Source organism: Stenotrophomonas sp. YJH_SMC_19, from assembly GCF_059367915.1.
The window spans coordinates 61733-77552 of sequence record NZ_JCAFRI010000018.1; the positions used below are offsets into that span (position 1 = coordinate 61733).

The 15820-nt window shown below is 67.6% G+C and carries 11 protein-coding genes; 5 read left to right on the forward strand and 6 right to left on the reverse strand.

Annotation, left to right across the window (positions count from 1 at the left end; translation table 11 throughout):
- Window positions 1-263: 263 nt before the first annotated feature.
- On the reverse strand, window positions 264-3791 hold the full coding sequence (locus AC5P5R_RS16905) for a hybrid sensor histidine kinase/response regulator (RefSeq protein ID WP_032966941.1): 3528 nt from the start codon (window positions 3789-3791) through the stop codon (window positions 264-266).
- Between the two features lie 94 nt (window positions 3792-3885).
- Complete coding sequence (locus AC5P5R_RS16910) at window positions 3886-7428, reverse strand: sensor histidine kinase (RefSeq protein ID WP_164281631.1); 3543 nt, start codon at window positions 7426-7428, stop codon at window positions 3886-3888.
- 164 nt (window positions 7429-7592) lie between these two features.
- On the opposite strand from AC5P5R_RS16910, the gene AC5P5R_RS16915 reads away from it, so the two are divergent.
- The 3 genes from AC5P5R_RS16915 to AC5P5R_RS16925 are packed head-to-tail and all read left to right on the forward strand — an operon-like array spanning window position 7593 to window position 9384.
- Window positions 7593-8225, forward strand: a complete 633-nt coding sequence (locus AC5P5R_RS16915; RefSeq protein ID WP_005410671.1) for a YceI family protein — start codon at window positions 7593-7595, stop codon at window positions 8223-8225.
- 10 nt (window positions 8226-8235) lie between these two features.
- Window positions 8236-8808: a cytochrome b gene (locus AC5P5R_RS16920; RefSeq protein ID WP_005410672.1), complete on the forward strand. Its 573-nt coding sequence runs from the start codon at window positions 8236-8238 to the stop codon at window positions 8806-8808.
- 3 nt (window positions 8809-8811) lie between these two features.
- Window positions 8812-9384, forward strand: coding sequence for a YceI family protein (locus tag AC5P5R_RS16925; protein WP_005414145.1), 573 nt, complete (start codon window positions 8812-8814; stop codon window positions 9382-9384).
- Window positions 9385-9455: 71 nt separating this feature from the next.
- On the opposite strand, the gene AC5P5R_RS16930 is transcribed toward AC5P5R_RS16925, so the two are convergent.
- The gene (locus tag AC5P5R_RS16930) at window positions 9456-9686 is read right to left on the reverse strand and encodes a glutaredoxin family protein (protein ID WP_024956919.1); all 231 of its coding nucleotides are present in this window, start codon (window positions 9684-9686) and stop codon (window positions 9456-9458) included.
- A gap of 100 nt (window positions 9687-9786) precedes the next feature.
- Between AC5P5R_RS16930 and AC5P5R_RS16935 the strand changes: the two genes are divergently transcribed.
- Both AC5P5R_RS16935 and AC5P5R_RS16940 read left to right on the forward strand, forming a co-directional pair.
- On the forward strand, window positions 9787-11169 hold the full coding sequence (locus AC5P5R_RS16935; protein ID WP_024956918.1) for an L-serine ammonia-lyase: 1383 nt from the start codon (window positions 9787-9789) through the stop codon (window positions 11167-11169).
- Window positions 11170-11386: 217 nt separating this feature from the next.
- A complete protein-coding gene (locus tag AC5P5R_RS16940) occupies window positions 11387-12382 on the forward strand; it encodes an alpha/beta fold hydrolase (protein ID WP_012481022.1) in 996 nt (331 codons plus the stop codon).
- Window positions 12383-12489: 107 nt separating this feature from the next.
- Here AC5P5R_RS16940 and AC5P5R_RS16945 read toward each other — a convergent pair whose 3' ends face one another.
- From AC5P5R_RS16945 to metX, 3 genes are read right to left on the reverse strand one after another with little or no spacing between them, the layout of a single operon-like run.
- Entirely contained in the window at window positions 12490-13557 is a 1068-nt protein-coding gene (locus tag AC5P5R_RS16945) for a homoserine dehydrogenase family protein (protein WP_076739156.1), read from the reverse strand.
- Window positions 13554-14789 carry an O-succinylhomoserine (thiol)-lyase gene (locus tag AC5P5R_RS16950; RefSeq protein ID WP_005410678.1) on the reverse strand — a complete coding sequence of 412 codons (1236 nt, stop codon included), beginning with the start codon at window positions 14787-14789 and terminating at the stop codon, window positions 13554-13556. Before AC5P5R_RS16950 ends, AC5P5R_RS16945 begins: the two co-directional genes overlap by 4 nt.
- Window positions 14786-15817, reverse strand: coding sequence for a homoserine O-succinyltransferase MetX (metX, locus tag AC5P5R_RS16955; RefSeq protein WP_005410679.1), 1032 nt, complete (start codon window positions 15815-15817; stop codon window positions 14786-14788). The genes AC5P5R_RS16950 and metX overlap by 4 nt, the downstream gene beginning before the upstream one ends.
- Between the last annotated feature and the right edge of the window lie 3 nt (window positions 15818-15820).

Below are 15820 nucleotides of genomic sequence, written 5' to 3' on the forward strand. Positions count from 1 at the left end.
AGGGCCTGCGGCCCTGCACCTGCAGAGGCTTCAAGCCAAGGCAACAGCAACGGCAAAAGCAGGCATTTCGTGGGTGGTGGGGCGGTGCCGGAGTGCGGGGTGTCAGCCGCATGGATGCGGCTGCCAAGCCTACAAGGACGTACTTGCGGCGTCCCCGCACTCCGGCACCGCCCCGCCATCCCACGGGAAACCAGCTTTTGCTTCGGCTGTTGCTGTTGCTCCGGCTTGCAGCAGGTGCAGGGCTGCAAGCCCTGCAATAAGCCCTACCGTCCCATGACCCTGGCGATCGCTTCCACCAGCAGCTCACCGGTCACCGGCTTGCGCAGGAAACCACCGATGCCGGCCGCTTCCACCTGCTGCTGCAGGTCTGGATCGGTCCGTGCCGTCACGGCGAGCAGTGGCAGCATGTAGCCCTGGTTGCGCAGGTGCTGGGCCAGCTCGAAGCCGCTCAGGCCCGGCAGGTCCAGATCCAGCAGGCCGACGTCGAAATCCCCTGCGCTGATCTCGCGCAGTGCCGCCAGCGCATGGCCCGCATGCACCACTTCATGGCCGCGCGCACTCAACAGCCCGCGCACCACATCAGCCACGGTTGCATCATCCTCGACCAGCAGCACGCGCAATGGCGGCATGTTGGCCGCATCCTCGCGGTGCACTTCGCCCTCGGACTCTGCATTGGCATCGACCACCAGCGGCAACGGCAGGGTCACGCCAAAACACGTGCCGCGGCCGAGCTGGCTCTCGACCTGGATACGCCCCTGCATCGCCTGCGCCAGTTCGCGGCAGATCGCCAGGCCCAGGCCGCTGCCGCCGTACTGCGCCGCGGTGCGGGCGCCATCGGCCTGCTCGAAGCGGCGGAACAGGCGCTGCTGCTGTTCCTGGCTGATGCCCGGCCCGGTGTCGCGCACTTCGAAATGCAACGCGCGCAGCTCGCCGTCGCTGCGCGCATGCAGGGTGATGGTTCCACGGCTGGTGAACTTGACCGCGTTGGAGAGCAGGTTGAGCAGGATCTGCCTTACCCGCATCGCATCGCCGGTCGCCTGCAGGCCCGGCGGCAACTGGTTGTCGAGGGTGAAGCGCAGACCCTTCTGCGCTGCCAGAGGTCCCATCAGCGCGGCCAGGTCCTGCAGCAGGCAGCTCAGCGCGAACGGCTTGGACTGCAGTTCCAGCCGTCCGGATTCGATCCGTGCCAGGTCCAGTGCATCGTTGACCAGGTGAAGCAGGTGTTCGCCGGCGTGCCGGATCGACTGCGTGTAGCCGCGCTGCTGCGGGTCCAGCGGCGAGGCCAGCAGCAGTTCGCTCATGCCGAGCACACCGGTCATCGGCGTGCGGATTTCGTGGCCGAGATTGGCCAGGAAGCGGGTCTTGGCCGCCGAGGCCTGTTCGGCCAGTTCCTGTTTATGCAGTGCCAGCTGATAGGCATGGCGCCGCTGCAGGCGACGGCGATACAACCAGGCAAACCAACTGGTCAGCAGAAGCGCGATCGAGGCCAGCACCAGCAGCCCGGACAGGCTGCGCCACCACGGTGGCTGTACACGGAATTCCAGGCTCTGCACCCGCGACCAGACATGGTCGGCCGAGCGCGCCTGTACCTCCAGGCGGTAGCTGCCCGGCGGCAGGCGCGAGAACAGGCGCTCACCGGCCGGCCCCACTTCCACCCAATCGGGGTCGTAGCCGGCCAGGCGGTAGCGGTAGCTGTTGGAGGCCGAATCGGCGAACGACAACAGTCGCGCGACGATGCGCAGGTCACGGTCACCATCGGCGATCTGCAAGGGCGTGTCATGGGTCAGGTCGAGTACCTGCTCGTTGCGGCGGACTTCGACCCGTTCGATCACCAACGGCGCCCGCCGCACCGACGGCCGCACCTGTTCCGGGTCGAACACCACCACGCCGGCCGGGGTACCGGCCACCAGATGGCCATCGCCGGACATCGTCAACGTGTGCTCGCGGAACTCCTGGCTGGGCAGGCCGTCGTGGACGCCGTACAGGCGCACGCTCTGCCCGTCGGCGCCAACCCGGACCAGGCCGCGCGCACTGGTGGCCCAGGCCACCCCCTGTGCGTCGACCACCAGCCCGGAAGCGGAGATCGCCGGGTAGCCCTGCTCCGCGCCGACCACGGCCTGCCGTTCAAGCCGGCCCTGGCTCCAGCGGTAGCGCGACAGGCGGCCATCCTCCGACAGCCAGACCTGGCCATCGCGGCCCACGTGCAACGCATGGATCGCGGTCGCCGGCGCGCCCGGCACCGGCTGGAAGCGCTCGCTTTCCGGCAGCCACTGCAGCAGGCCACGGCTACTGGCCAGCCAGATGTGGTCCTGCGGCCCGCATTCCACATCCAGGTTGAGCTGGCCCTGCTGCAGGCCGCGCTGGCCGTTTTCCAGCTGGCGGCGCAGGCGACCGTCGAGGTCACGCTGCTGCAGGCCTGCAGGCAACATCAACCATAGACTGTCGCCGTCACAGGTCATCATCGACTCGATGACCCCTTCCATGGTCGCGTCGGCCCCGGCATCACGGCCCCAGCGACGTAGCTCACGTCGCTTCGGGTCATAGCGCAGCAACGCATCGGTCGAGCCGATCCAGACCTGGCCACGGCGATCCTCGCGTACCGAGGACAACCAGTACATGCCATTGACCCAGGTGCGGTGCTGCTCGATCTTGCCCGTCCTGGGATCGAACCGGTCCAGCGCACCGTGGCTGCCGACCGTCCAGATGCCGCCATTGCTGGAAGGGCTGGTGCCGAGCACGAAGGCATTGCGCAGAGAACCGGTGTCGTCCTCCAATCGCGACAGCACCGAGAACTGCCACCAGCGCGGCAGCAGATGCCACAGGCCGGCATTGGTACTGGCCAACCAGATGCCGCCTTCGCGGTCCTCGTAGGCGCCCGTCCAGTTCGGCCGCACCGGCCCGCGCGCAACGGCGCTGTACAGCGGAACGGTCTGGTACTGCCCATCCACGGCCCGACCAAGCCCGGTACGGGTATCCAACCAATGCCCGCCCTGTTCATCGCGCAGCATCATGCCGAGCACCTGCTCGCCCGGCGGCAGTTTCCAGGGCGGCGATTCAAAACGCCCGTCGGGGCGACGCACCGTGGCGCCGGCCATCGTACTGATCCACAGGCTGCCATCGGGTTCGCTGGTCAACCCATTGATCAGCAGGCTGGGAATGACGTCGGTGCCGACCCGCTCGAAGTCGGTGCCGGTCCAGCGCGCCACGCCATGCTTGGTGCCGACCCACAGGCTGCCATCGGCCAGCGTAGCCAGGTACGGCACCGAGGCGGCAGGCAGGCTGCGGGGATTGTTGGCCTCGGGCAGGAAACGCTGCAGGCGGTCCTGGCTGTCCAGCCGGTACAGCCCACCTTCGTGGGTGCCGAACCAGATCGCACCGTCCGGCGTGGTCGCCAGGCTCCAGACCGTGTTGGTCCCCATCAAGGGCTGGCTGCTGCGGTCGTAGAAATGCAGCTGGCGGCGGTCGGCCGACATCCGTACCAGGCCCGCGTTCTCGGTCCCGATCCAGAGCTGGTTGCGCGCATCGACCAGGACCGTCCAGATGCGGTTGTCGCGCAGGCCATCCTCAGAACGCCAGATCCGGTAGTTGCGCCCGTCGTAACGGGCCAGGCCGTCGTTGGTGGCGATCCACAGGTAGCCATAGCGGTCTTCGGCCATGCGGTTGACGGTATTGGACGGCAGGCCGTCGAATACCGTCACCTGGCGCGGGCTCGGTGGCACCGGCTGCGCGGCAGCGGGTGACAGGCCGCACAGGAGGATCAGCAGCAGCATTGCCGCCCGCAGATACACCACCGATTGCCTCCTCACGCTGCCTGATGATTCCCGCGCCGCGGGCGTCGGCATGGTAAACCGAAAGTCGCGCCGTTCACGCCCGGCGTCGACGTTTTCAAGTTGTGGTCTGTCGTTTGGCGCGAGCCTGGATGATCGCTGCCACCAGCATGTCGCCGGTCACCGGCTTGCGCAGGAAACCATCGAAACCGGCAGCGAGCACCTGCGATTCGGCATACGCATCGGAGCGGGCGGTCACCGCCACCAGTGGCAGTTCGTAGCCCAGGGTGCGCAGCTGGCGGGCGATCGCAGTACCGTCCAGCGCAGGCAGGTCGAGATCGAGCAGGCCGACATCGAAGCCGTCGGTAGCGATCTCCGACAAAGCCCCCAGGCCATGCAGCACATGCACCACCTCATGGCCGCGGCTGCGCAGCAGGCCGGCGATGACCTCGGCCACGGTGGCATCGTCCTCCACCAGCAGGATGCGCAGTGGCGGCAGCATCGGCAGTGCCGGCGCTTCGCCCGTGGCGGCTGCCTGCCGGGTCCAGGGCAGCGGCAACCGCACCCGGAAACGCGCGCCCTTGCCTGGCTGGCTGTCCACTTCGATGCGCCCGCCCATCGCCACGGCCAGCTCCTGGCAGATCGCCAGGCCCAGCCCGCTTCCACCATAGCGCGAGGCCGTGCGCGGCCCCTCCGCCTGTTCGAATCGGTGGAACAGCCGCTCCTGCTGCTCGGCATTGATACCCGGACCACTGTCGTGCACTTCGAAGCAGAGACCGCCGCCGTTCTCTTCCAGGTGCACGGCCAGGCCGACATGACCGCGCTCGGTGAACTTGATGGCATTGCCCAGCAGGTTGAGCAGCATCTGCCGCACGCGCATCTCGTCGCCACTGACGCTGATCGGGCCGGGCGGATCGTCGCCACGCTGGAAATCCAGCTTGCGCTGTTTCGCCATGGGCTGCATCAGCGCCTGCACCTGGTCGAGCAGTCCGGCCAGGTCGAACGGACGCAGATCCAGCTCCAGTCGACCGGCTTCGATGCGCGCGAGGTCCAGCGCATCGTTGACCAACCGCAGCAGATGGCTGCCGGCCTGCTGGATGGAGCCGGCATAGCTGCGCTGCACCGGGTCCAGCGGTGTGGCCAGCAGCAACTCGCTCATGCCAAGCACGCCGGTCATCGGCGTGCGGACTTCATGCCCCAGCGTGGCCAGGAACCGGCTCTTGGCCTGCGAGGCCTGTTCGGCCAGCTCCTGCTTGTGCACGGTCAGCTGCCATTGCTGGCGACGGCGCAGGCGCGCACGGATCGACCAGACCAGGACGAGCAGCAGCAGCGAGCCGATCAGGATGTAGCCGAAGATCGCCATGCCGCTGCGCCACCAAGGTGGCAGCACCTTCACCTGCAGCTGCTGCGAAGGCGTCCATGCACCATTGGCGGTGGCCGCCTGCACTTCGATGACGTAGCTGCCGGTCGGCAGTCGCGACAGCGTGCGCTGGCCGTCGCCGCCCTGCTCCACCCAGTTCTGGTCATACCCGCGTACCCGGAAGCGGTAGCGGTTGCCCTGGGGATTGGCATACGACAACAACCGCGCATCGATCTGCAGGTCGCGATCATCCGGTCCCAGCAGCAGGGTGCCGGTGTTCGGCAGCGGCTGCCAGCCGCGTGCATCATCGCGGCGCACGCGCACCTCGGCAATCACCAGCGACGACCCGGGCAGCACCACGTCGTCGGCATTCACGTCGAATGCAACCAGGCCGGTCTGGGCGACGGCCAGAACGCGACCATCAGCATTCACCGCTGGCGGCCGGCTGGTGAACTCGGCATCGGACAGGCCATCGCGTTCATTGAACAACTGCAGGCGTCGTGCTTTCGGGTCCCAGCGCAGCAGGCCGCGCGGCGTGGTCGCCCACACCCGGCCATTGTCGGCCAATGCCAGGCCCCCCATGCTGACCGGCGGCACACCGGCGCTTCCATCAATGCGCTGGATCAGGCGCAGGCTCATGCCATCCCACTGGTAGCGCTCCAGCGCGCCCTGGCGGGCCAGCCACAACTGCTGCGGATCCACCCACACCAGGTCGTAGATCAGCCCGCGCGAGACCCCCGGCACCGCTTCGAAGCGACCGGCCTGCTCACGCCAGATGCCCATGTCGCCCATCACCCATGCCTTGCCATGGGCATCGAAGCGGATCTGCTCGATGGGTGAGTCGGCCGCCTTGCGGAAATCGTCGAGAGGATAGCTGCGCAGCACCCGGCCCTCCGCACTGCGCTGCTGCAGGCCCAGGTTCATCACCGAAAGCCAGACCGTGCCATCGGGTGCCTGCCGCATCAGGTCGATGCGCTGGCGCAGATCGGCGCCTCCACCGATGTGCCAGTCGTGCAGCGCGCGGGTGGCCGGGTCATACACGCTGATGCGGCCGGCACGCCCCAGCCACAGGCGCCCGTCCGACCGCGGCAGTACCGACCACACCGCACCGCTGCCGATCTCGCGGTCGCTGGCCAGCAGGCGCAACGTGCCATGTGCGTCCAGCTGATACACGCCGTGCGCCGAACCCACGTAGTAGTTCTGGCCATCACTGGCCGCGCCCAGCAGGTACTGGCTGTCCAGCGGCTTGCCATCGAGCTGGTTCCAGATCGAGAAGCGGCGCCAGTCGGGCGGGAGGTAGGCCAGTCCCTGGGTCAGCAGGGCGACCCACAATCCGCCTTCATGGTCCTGCAGCAGATCGAGCACACCGCTCTGTGCAGTGAGGAAACCACTGCCGCGGTCGCCGTCGAGCCGCCATAGCGCACTTGCATCGCCACGCAGCAGGCCATCGGACGTGCCCGCCCAGTAGCCGCCCTGGCGATCGGCCAGCACCAGCGCCGAGCGCAGGCCGGCGCTGTCGCTCCAGCGCGGACGACTGACCCGGTCCTGCGCATCGATGCGGTACAGGCCATCGTTCTGGCTGCCGACCCAGATCGAGCCATCCGGATCGCGGCTCATCCGCAGCACGCTCAATGCGCCCAGCGCGTGCGGTGCCACGGGCTCGAAGTCACGGCCATTCCAGCGTGCGACGCCGGCCTCGGTACCGATCCACAGGCGTCCCCGAGCATCGACCAGGCTGCTGTAGATGGTGTTGCTGGGCAGGCCGTCGGCACGGGCCGGGTCGTGCTTGAAGAAGCGCAGACTGCCGTCCTCCCCGAACCGGCAGATACCCTGGCTGCTGGTGCCGATCCACAACGCATCCCCGGCGTAGGCCAGCGTCCAGAACTGGCCCAGGCACGGACCATTGACCGCATCGAAGGTCTTGAACCGCTCGCGGTCGGCATCCAGGCGGGCCACGCCCTTGCCATTGATGCCCACCCACACACGGTCCAGCGGATCGACCAGCAGGGTCTCGATCTCGTTGCCGGGCAACGAACCGGGCTGTTCCGGGTCATGTTCCCAGACCCGCAGCGAGCTGCCGTCGTAGCGCACCAGACCGCCATCGGTTGCGGCCCAGACATGGCCCTGGCGGTCCTCGGCCAGCGCCAGCACCATGCGCGAAGGCATGCCTTCGGCGGCACCGAAGCGCCGCAGGCGTGGTGTTTCTGCCATGTCCAGGGCTGCAGCCGCCGTGGCAGACGCCAACAGCAGCAGCCCCGTTGCCGCGATGCCCAGGCACCACAGGCGCCAGCTGCTCGTCATCCTGAACCCCCTGTCCTGTCCCGATTGTCACACAGGGCCGGGGTCATGGCTGCAACAGCCTGTTGCCGGGGCAGGACCACCACGAACTGTTGCAGCCATGCACGCATCCTTGGCAGGGGCCTGTGCGTATGATCACAGCGTACCCCTTCCGGAGCCCGCCATCGATGCGTCCCTGCCTGGCCCTGCTGCCGATGCTGCTCGCCACCGCTCCCGCCTGGGCGGATGCAGATACCTATCGCCTCGATCCGGTGCACACGCGTGTGCTGTTCAGCATCGACCACGCGGGCTACTCGCAGGCGATGGGCACGGTCTCCGGCAGTGAGGGCCGGCTGCAGTTCGATCCCGACAACTGGCGCGAAGCCACGTTGGACGTCGAAGTCCCCGTGTCGCGATTGGACCTTGGTGACGCCAAATGGAACCAGGCCACGCTGGCCCGCAGCCTTCTGGATGGCGAGCGTTTCCCGAAGGCACATTTCGTCTCCAGCCGGGTCGAACCGATCGATGCCAGGCGCGCCCACGTGATCGGCACCCTGACCCTGCGCGGGGTCAGCCAGGAGATCACGCTGGACGTGACCCTCAACGCCATCAAGCGCTACCCCCTCCCCCCGTTCCGACGCACCGCCGGTTTTTCCGCCAGCACCACGCTGAGCCGGCGCGCGTTCGGCATCACCGCCTGGCCGGGCGTCATCGGTGATGCAGTACAGCTGAGGATCGAGGCCGAAGCCACCCTCGACCGCAGCGACGCCCCGGGAACTCCCGCTCCCGTTCCACACTCCGACCCCAAGACGGCCCCCTAGAGGACCCTTCATGACCGCCAAGAACACCCCCGCCGCCTGGGGGAGTGTCAGCCAGATCCTGCATTGGTTGATCGCATTGCTGATCCTCGCCCTGGGCGTGGTCGGCCTGACCATGGGCGAACTGCCCAAGACCCCCAAGTATTTCTGGGTCTATACCGCGCACAAATCGATCGGCATCACCGTGCTGGCGCTCGTGCTCTTCCGCCTCGGCTGGCGCCTGTATGCCGGTGCCCCCAAGCCGGTGCCGGGCGTGCCCAGCTGGCAGGAACGCATCGCCAGTGCCACCCACGTGCTGCTGTATGTGCTGATGTTCGCCATCCCGCTGTCGGGCTGGCTGTACGACTCGGCCAGCGGCCTGCGCCCGTTCCGCTGGTTCGGCCTGGTCGACGTGCCCAAGCTGAGCGGTCCCGACCCGCAGGTGGTCGCGGTATCGCATGCCATCCACGAGTACGGCTTCTGGCTTTTGATCGCGGTGGTGCTGGCCCATGCCGGCGCTGCCTTCTACCACCACCTGTTCCAGCGCGATGCGACCTTGTCCCGCATGTTGCCGCGCGGCTGGCTCGCCTCCCCTCAGAAGGACTGACCGATGAACCTGAAACTGACCACTCCGGCCGCCGTGGCCGCCGCCCTGGCCGGCATGCTGGCCACCACCCCGGTGTTCGCCGCCGACTACGCACAGGCGCCCGGCGCCGGCTCGATCCTGGTGTTCGCCACCAAGTACGACGGCGAAGTGTTCACCGGCAGCTTCCCGGGCTTTGCCACCAAGCTCAGCTTCGACCCGGCCAATCCGGCCGCCGGTTCGCTGGACGTGGTGATCCCGCTGGCCGGCGCCAAGAGCGGCAACAGCGACCGTGACTCGACCCTGCAGACCGCCGACTTCTTCAATGTTGGCAAGTTCGCCACCGCACGCTACACCGCCAAGGGCTTCCGCGCGGTGGGCAATGACCAGTTCGCCGCCGATGGCACACTGGAGCTGCGAGGCGTCAGCAAGCCGGTCACCCTCACCTTCACCTGGAAGCCGGGCACCCAGCCGGTGCTGACCGGCAAGGCCACGGTCAAGCGGCTGGACTTCGGCGTCGGCGGCGGCGACTGGGCCGACACCAAGACCATCCCGGACGAAACCGCGATCAGCACGATCGTGAAGTTCGACGCGAAGTAAACCGCGTCTGGTAGTGCCGGCCGCTGGCCGGCATCACCGGGCATCGCGGGGTTGCCGGCCAACGGCCGGCACTACCGATCGACCGCCAGCCAGGCCTGAACCGTGGCTGCGTCGAACGGCCAGTCCAGCTCACGACCACCAGTCTCGTCGCGCAGCACCGGCACCCGCGCGCCGTAGCGCGCTTCCAGCGCAGGCTGGTCATCCAGGAACACCGATTCGAACTCCGGTGCCCGCGCCTTGGCCAGCTCGGCCAGGGCCATGTCGCACAGGTGGCAGTCATCGCGCTGGAACAGGGTCAACACCGGTTTTGCTCCCTCTGCCGAAATGCTGCGCCGCAGCCATGGAAGTACGGCATGAACCGCTAGAATAGCGGTCTCCTCCGGTACCCGCAGTACGGCAACCATGGCTGTCAGCACGTTCGACGTTTTCAAGATCGGCATTGGCCCGAGCTCCTCGCACACCGTCGGGCCGATGAAGGCCGCCGAGCGATTCATCCATCGCTGGCTGCTTGACCCGGGCCGCCTGCACGAGGTCGCGCGCATCCGCGCCGATGTCTATGGCTCGCTGGCGCTGACCGGCCGCGGCCATGGCACCGACAAGGCGATCCTGCTGGGCCTGGAAGGCCAGCGGCCGAACCTGATCGATCCGGACATCATTCCGGCCACCCTGGAGCGCATCCGCAGCAGCAAGCGCATCCAACTGATGGGCCAGCACGAGATCGCCTTCGACGAGAAGCGCGACCTCGGCATGAACAAGCGCCAGAAGCTGCCGTACCACACCAACGGCATGCGCTTCACCGCGTACAACGCCGAGGACGAGGTGATCGCCACCCGCGACTATTACTCGGTCGGTGGCGGCTTCGTGGTCAACCAGGACGACGCGGCCGATGACCGCATCGTGCCCGACGAAACCCCGCTGCCCTACCCGTTCAAGAGCGGCGACGAGCTGCTGGCGCAGACCGCGCGCAGCGGCCTGAGCATTGCCCAGCTGATGTTCGAGAACGAGAAGTGCTGGCGCAGCGAAGACGAGATCCGCGCCAACCTGCGCGAGATCTGGAGTGCGATGCAGTCGTGCGTGGCGCGCGGCATCCGCGAGGAAGGCGTGCTGCCGGGTGGCCTGAAGGTCGGCCGTCGTGCACCGGCGCTGTACCGCGAGCTGTCGTCGAAGCCGGAAGCAGCGATGCGCGATCCGCTGACCACTCTGGACTGGGTCAACCTGTACGCGCTGGCGGTGAACGAAGAGAACGCCGCCGGTGGTCGTGTGGTGACTGCGCCGACCAACGGCGCTGCCGGCGTGCTGCCGGCGGTGCTGCATTACTTCGACCGTTTCTGCCCCGGCGCCAACGAACAGCGCGTATTCGACTTCCTGCTGACCTCGGCAGCGATCGGCATCCTGTACAAGGAAAACGCCTCGATCTCCGGCGCCGAAGTGGGCTGCCAGGGCGAAGTGGGCGTGGCCTGCTCGATGGCGGCCGGTGGCCTGGTCGCAGCGCTGGGTGGCAACCCGAGCCAGATCGAGAATGCCGCGGAAATCGGCATGGAACACAACCTCGGCCTGACCTGTGATCCGATCGGCGGGCTGGTGCAGATCCCCTGCATCGAGCGCAATGCGATGGGCGCGGTGAAGGCGATCAATGCCTCGCGCATGGCGATGCGCGGCGACGGCAAGCACAAGGTGTCGCTGGACAAGGTGATCAAGACCATGCGCGATACCGGCCGCGACATGCAGGACAAGTACAAGGAAACCAGCCGCGGTGGCCTGGCGGTGAACGTCATCGAGTGTTGAGGTCGACCGGTCCCGGCGCGATGGCGCCGGGCCACAGGTAGAGTCGACCGTTGGTCGACTATCGCGCGCAGCGCGGGATTTTCGCTCGTTGTGGGGAAGGTAGTCGACTAACAGTCGACTCTACCCAGTCGACTCTACCTCGTCGCCCTTGCTCGGTCGGACGACACCGTCACTGCGTTCCGGTTAGGCTCGGGGCTCCCCTATCCAGGACCGCCCCATGCGCGTGATCGCTGCCGCCCTGCTTGCCTGCCTTCCACTGCCTGCGCTGGCCGCGCCCACTTACGGGCCGCGGCTGGAGGGTTTCGACTACGGCTATCCGGTGAAGACCTTCGCGCTGGAATCGCAGCGGCAGCCGCTGGAAATGGCCTACCTCGACATCGCGCCGAAGAAGGCACCCATCGGCGTGGTGGTGCTGCTGCACGGCAAGAACTTCTGTGCCGCCACCTGGAAGGAATCGATCAAGCCACTGGTTGCCGCCGGCTATCGGGTGATCGCCCCGGACCAGGTGGGCTTCTGCAAATCCAGCAAGCCCGAGCGTTACCAGTATTCGTTCGCGCAGCTGGCCGCCAACACCCATGCCCTGCTGCAACAGCTGCAACTGGGTGATGTCCCGGTGCACCTGGTCGGTCATTCGATGGGCGGCATGCTGGCGGTGCGCTATGCGCTGATGTTCCCGCAGGACCTGCGCAGCCTGTCACTGGTCAACCCGATCGGGCTGGAAGACTGGAAGGCGCTGGGTGTTCCCTGGCGCAGCGTGGACGCGTGGTACGCCGGCGAAATGAACATCAGCTATGACAGCATCCGCCGCTACCAGCTGGACGTGTACTACGACGGAAAATGGAAGCCGGCGTATGAACCGTGGGCACGGATGCAGTCGGGCATGTACGAAGGGCCCGGCAAGCAGGCCGTTGCATGGAGCCAGGCACTGGCCTCGGACATGGTGTTCAACCAGCCGGTGGTCTACGAACTCAAGAATGTTCAGGTGCCAACCACGCTGTTCATCGGCCAGAAGGACCGCACCGCGATCGGTCGCGACCTGGCGCCACCAGCGGTGAAGGCGACGCTGGGCAACTATCCGGTGCTCGGCAAGGCGGCAGCCGCGGCGATTCCCGGCGCGACGCTGATCGAGTTCGCCGAACTGGGCCATTCGCCGCAGGTGCAGGACCCGAAGCAGTTCAACGCGGCGTTGCTGAAGGCATTGAAGGCGCATTGAACGGCAGCCGTCCCCTGTAGAGCCGAGCCCATGCTCGGCTTACCCAGCAGGAGGGGATTTTGCCAGCAGCAGCCGAGCATGGGCTCGGCTCTACAGAAGCAGTGCGATCAGCCGACGATCCGCAGCACGTCATCCAGCAACGCGGCGGCAGTGACTTCCGCGCCCGCGCCCGGGCCCTGGATCAACAACGGCTGGCGGTGATAGCGATCGCTGTGGATGGCCACGCGGTTGTCGGTGCCCGCGCCCTGCGCCAACGGGTGATCGGCAGGCAACTCACGCAGGCCCACCTGCGCACCCTCGCCATCGACACGGCCAACGAAACGCAGCACGCGGCCATTGTCATGCGCCTGCTGCCAGCGCGCCCGCAACGGCGCATCCAGCTGCTCGAGCGCCGCCACCGCATCCTCCAGCGGCAGCGCTGCCAGCGCTTCAGGCACCAGTGAATCCACCTGTACCTGCGACGCATCCAGCGCCAGCCCGCTGCTGCGCGCCAGGATCAGCAGCTTGCGGCGCACGTCTTCACCGGAAAGGTCCAGGCGCGGATCGGGCTCGGTGTAGCCGGCAGCCAGCGCCTCGCGCACCGCCGCCGAGAACGGCGACTGGCCGTCATAACGATGGAACAGCCACGCCAGCGAACCGGACAGCACGCCTTCGATGGCATGGATGTGATCGCCACCGGCCACCAGTGCACGCAGGCTGCTCAACAGCGGCAGGCCCGCGCCCACCGTCGCGCTGTCGCCATAGCGTGCGCCACTGTCGGCACAGCTTTCCGCAATGGCCTGCGCGCGGGCCAGCTGCGCACCACGCCCCAGCTTGTTGGCGGTCACCACATGCACGCCCCGCGCCAGCCACTGCACGTGGCGCGCGGCCACGTCTTCGCTGGCGGTGGCGTCGACCACCACGTCGCCACGCTCCAGTCCTTCCGCACTCGCCCACGGTGGCGAACTCTGGCCATCGCGCGGTGCACGCCGTGCCAGTTCCAGCGGCAAGGCCAGGTCACGATCGATCTCCAGCGCAGTGCGTGAATTGGCCAGCCACTGCACGCTGGGCAGTTCCAGCCCACGCGCCCGCAATGCCTGGTAACGCTGTACGAAGGCCGAGCCGACCGTGCCGGTGCCCAGCAGCGCCAGGCGTCCCACGCCCAGAGCAGGAATTTCTGCGGCGAGCGCGCTCATGCATCCACCACCTGTTTGCGGCGCGCAGCCGCATCAATCACCGCTTCGGCACGCTGCAGCGCGGCGCCGAGATCGGCCAACAGGTCACGCTCGGCCTCGATGCCAACCGACAGGCGCAGCAGGCCTTCGCTGATGCCGGCCGCGGCACGCGCTTCGGCGGTCATCGCCGCATGGGTCATGGTGGCGGGATGCGCGATCAGGCTTTCGACGCCGCCCAGCGATTCGGCCAGCGTGAAACAGCGCAGGCCATCGACGAACGCGCGCACCGCCGCGTGCGGATCATCACCCGCGCAGTGCGCCAGTTCGAACGACAGCATCGCGCCGAAGCCACTCTGCTGGCGAGCAGCGATGGAGTGGCCCGGGTGATCAGCCAGACCCGGATAATAGACGCGGCCGACCGCCGGATGCTGGTCCAGCAGCGCAACGATCGACGTGGTGTTCTCCTGATGCACGCGCAGGCGCGCATCCAGCGTGCGCAGGCCGCGCAGGGTCAGGAAGGCATCAAACGGCGAACCCGTCAGGCCCAGCGCGTTGCCCCACCACACCAGCTGCTCATGCAGTGCCGGATCGCGCGCGACGACCGCACCGCCCACCACGTCGCTGTGGCCGTTGATGTACTTGGTGGTGGAATGCAGCACCAGATCCGCACCGAACGACAGTGGTTGCTGCAGGGCCGGCGACAGGAAGGTGTTGTCGACCACAACCAGAGCACCTGCCTTGTGCGCGGCATCGATGACGAAGCGCAGGTCGGTGATGCGCAGCAGCGGATTGGACGGCGTTTCCACCAGCACCAGCTTCGGCTGGGTGGCCAGCGCCTGCGACAGCGCGCGCGGATCGGTCAGGTCGGCGGTGACCAGTTCGAAATGGCCCTTCTTCGCCAGCGCATTGAACAGCCGCCAGCTGCCACCGTACGCGTCGTGCGGCACGACCAGGGTATCGCCCGGCTGAAGCAGCGCGTTCAGCACCAGGTTGATCGCGCCCATGCCGGTGGCGGTGATCACGCCGCCCGCACCGCCTTCCAGCTCGGCCAGCGCTTCACCCAACAGGTCGCGGGTCGGGTTGCCACTGCGCGTGTAGTCGTACTGGCGCTTGTTGCCGAAGCCTTCAAAACTGAAGTTCGACGACAGCACGATCGGCGGCGTGACCGCGCCATGCGCGGTGTCCCGATCGATGCCGGCACGGACGGCGGCAGTGGTGCGGCTACAGGACGGCTCGTTGGCGTGCAGGCTCATGCGGACTCTCCAGAGGTGCGGAAGGCGGTGGCGAGGATCGCGTCGATGCGATCGGTTTCTTTGAGGAAGGCGTCGTGGCCGTAGGGCGAGCGCAGCACGCGCAGGCTTCCGCGCGGCCCCAGCCCCTCGACCAGGCCGACCAGGTCGGCCAGCGGCACCAAGCGGTCACCCTCCACCGCGACCACCACGGTCGGCGGCAGGATGGCGGCGGGGTCCACGCGGTGCAGGTCGATCGATTCGGACAGGCGCAGGTAGGCGGTCACCGGCGTGCGCGCGACGTACTGCGCGCCGGCGGCGTCGAGATAGTCCTCGGCGGCGACCCGCACGCGGCCGTTGATCACTTCCGGCGCGGCGTCGAAGCGCTCGCCGAACTCTTCCGGGGTGCGGTAGCTGAGCATGGCGAACTGCCGGGCCAGCGCCAGGCCGTGGTCTTCGCCGCACTGCAGTTGGCCGAGGGCGACGGCGCGGCGCTGCAGTGCGCGCCAGGCCGCGGCATACGGGTGCGGACGATGCGCGCCGCTGGCCAGCACCAGCTGGCGCACCCGGGCTCGATGACGGATCGCGAACTGCTGGCCGACCAGCGCGCCATACGAGTAGCCGACGAAGGCCTTCAGCGTGCGGATACCCAGATGATCCAGCAGCAGTGCCAGCGCATCGGCCTGGTCAGCGGTATCGATCGGCACGTCCAACGCACCGTCGGCCCCGATGAAGTCGAACGCCAGTACGCGCAACTGCTGCGGATCCAGCGTGCGACCACTGCCGACCAGGTCTTCGGCCCAGCCCTTCTCGCTGAACTGTGCGTTGGACGCCACATGGCGATGGGCGGAAATGCCGCCGGCCAGCACCACCACCGGCGCATTGGCCGGGCCGACCCACTCATAGCGCAGGCGCACCGGGCTGGGGCCAGCGTGACGCATCGACAGCACCGCGGCGAACTCACCGCGCTCGGCATGCACGCGGTCTTCGACCGGCACGCTGACGGGGACAAAGGGTTCGGGGCGAACGGCGGTACTGGCAGCGAAGCTCATGGC

What these genes read in the sequence shown, in the direction of transcription:
- AC5P5R_RS16910 (WP_164281631.1), bottom strand. Translation starts at nt 7,428, where the DNA reads ATGACGAGCAGCTGGCGCCTGTGGTGCCTGGGCATCGCGGCAACGGGG.
- AC5P5R_RS16915 (WP_005410671.1), top strand. Translation starts at nt 7,593, where the DNA reads ATGCGTCCCTGCCTGGCCCTGCTGCCGATGCTGCTCGCCACCGCTCCC.
- AC5P5R_RS16920 (WP_005410672.1), top strand. Translation starts at nt 8,236, where the DNA reads ATGACCGCCAAGAACACCCCCGCCGCCTGGGGGAGTGTCAGCCAGATC.
- AC5P5R_RS16925 (WP_005414145.1), top strand. Translation starts at nt 8,812, where the DNA reads ATGAACCTGAAACTGACCACTCCGGCCGCCGTGGCCGCCGCCCTGGCC.
- AC5P5R_RS16935 (WP_024956918.1), top strand. Translation starts at nt 9,787, where the DNA reads ATGGCTGTCAGCACGTTCGACGTTTTCAAGATCGGCATTGGCCCGAGC.
- AC5P5R_RS16940 (WP_012481022.1), top strand. Translation starts at nt 11,387, where the DNA reads ATGCGCGTGATCGCTGCCGCCCTGCTTGCCTGCCTTCCACTGCCTGCG.
- AC5P5R_RS16945 (WP_076739156.1), bottom strand. Translation starts at nt 13,557, where the DNA reads ATGAGCGCGCTCGCCGCAGAAATTCCTGCTCTGGGCGTGGGACGCCTG.
- AC5P5R_RS16950 (WP_005410678.1), bottom strand. Translation starts at nt 14,789, where the DNA reads ATGAGCCTGCACGCCAACGAGCCGTCCTGTAGCCGCACCACTGCCGCC.
- metX (WP_005410679.1), bottom strand. Translation starts at nt 15,817, where the DNA reads ATGAGCTTCGCTGCCAGTACCGCCGTTCGCCCCGAACCCTTTGTCCCC.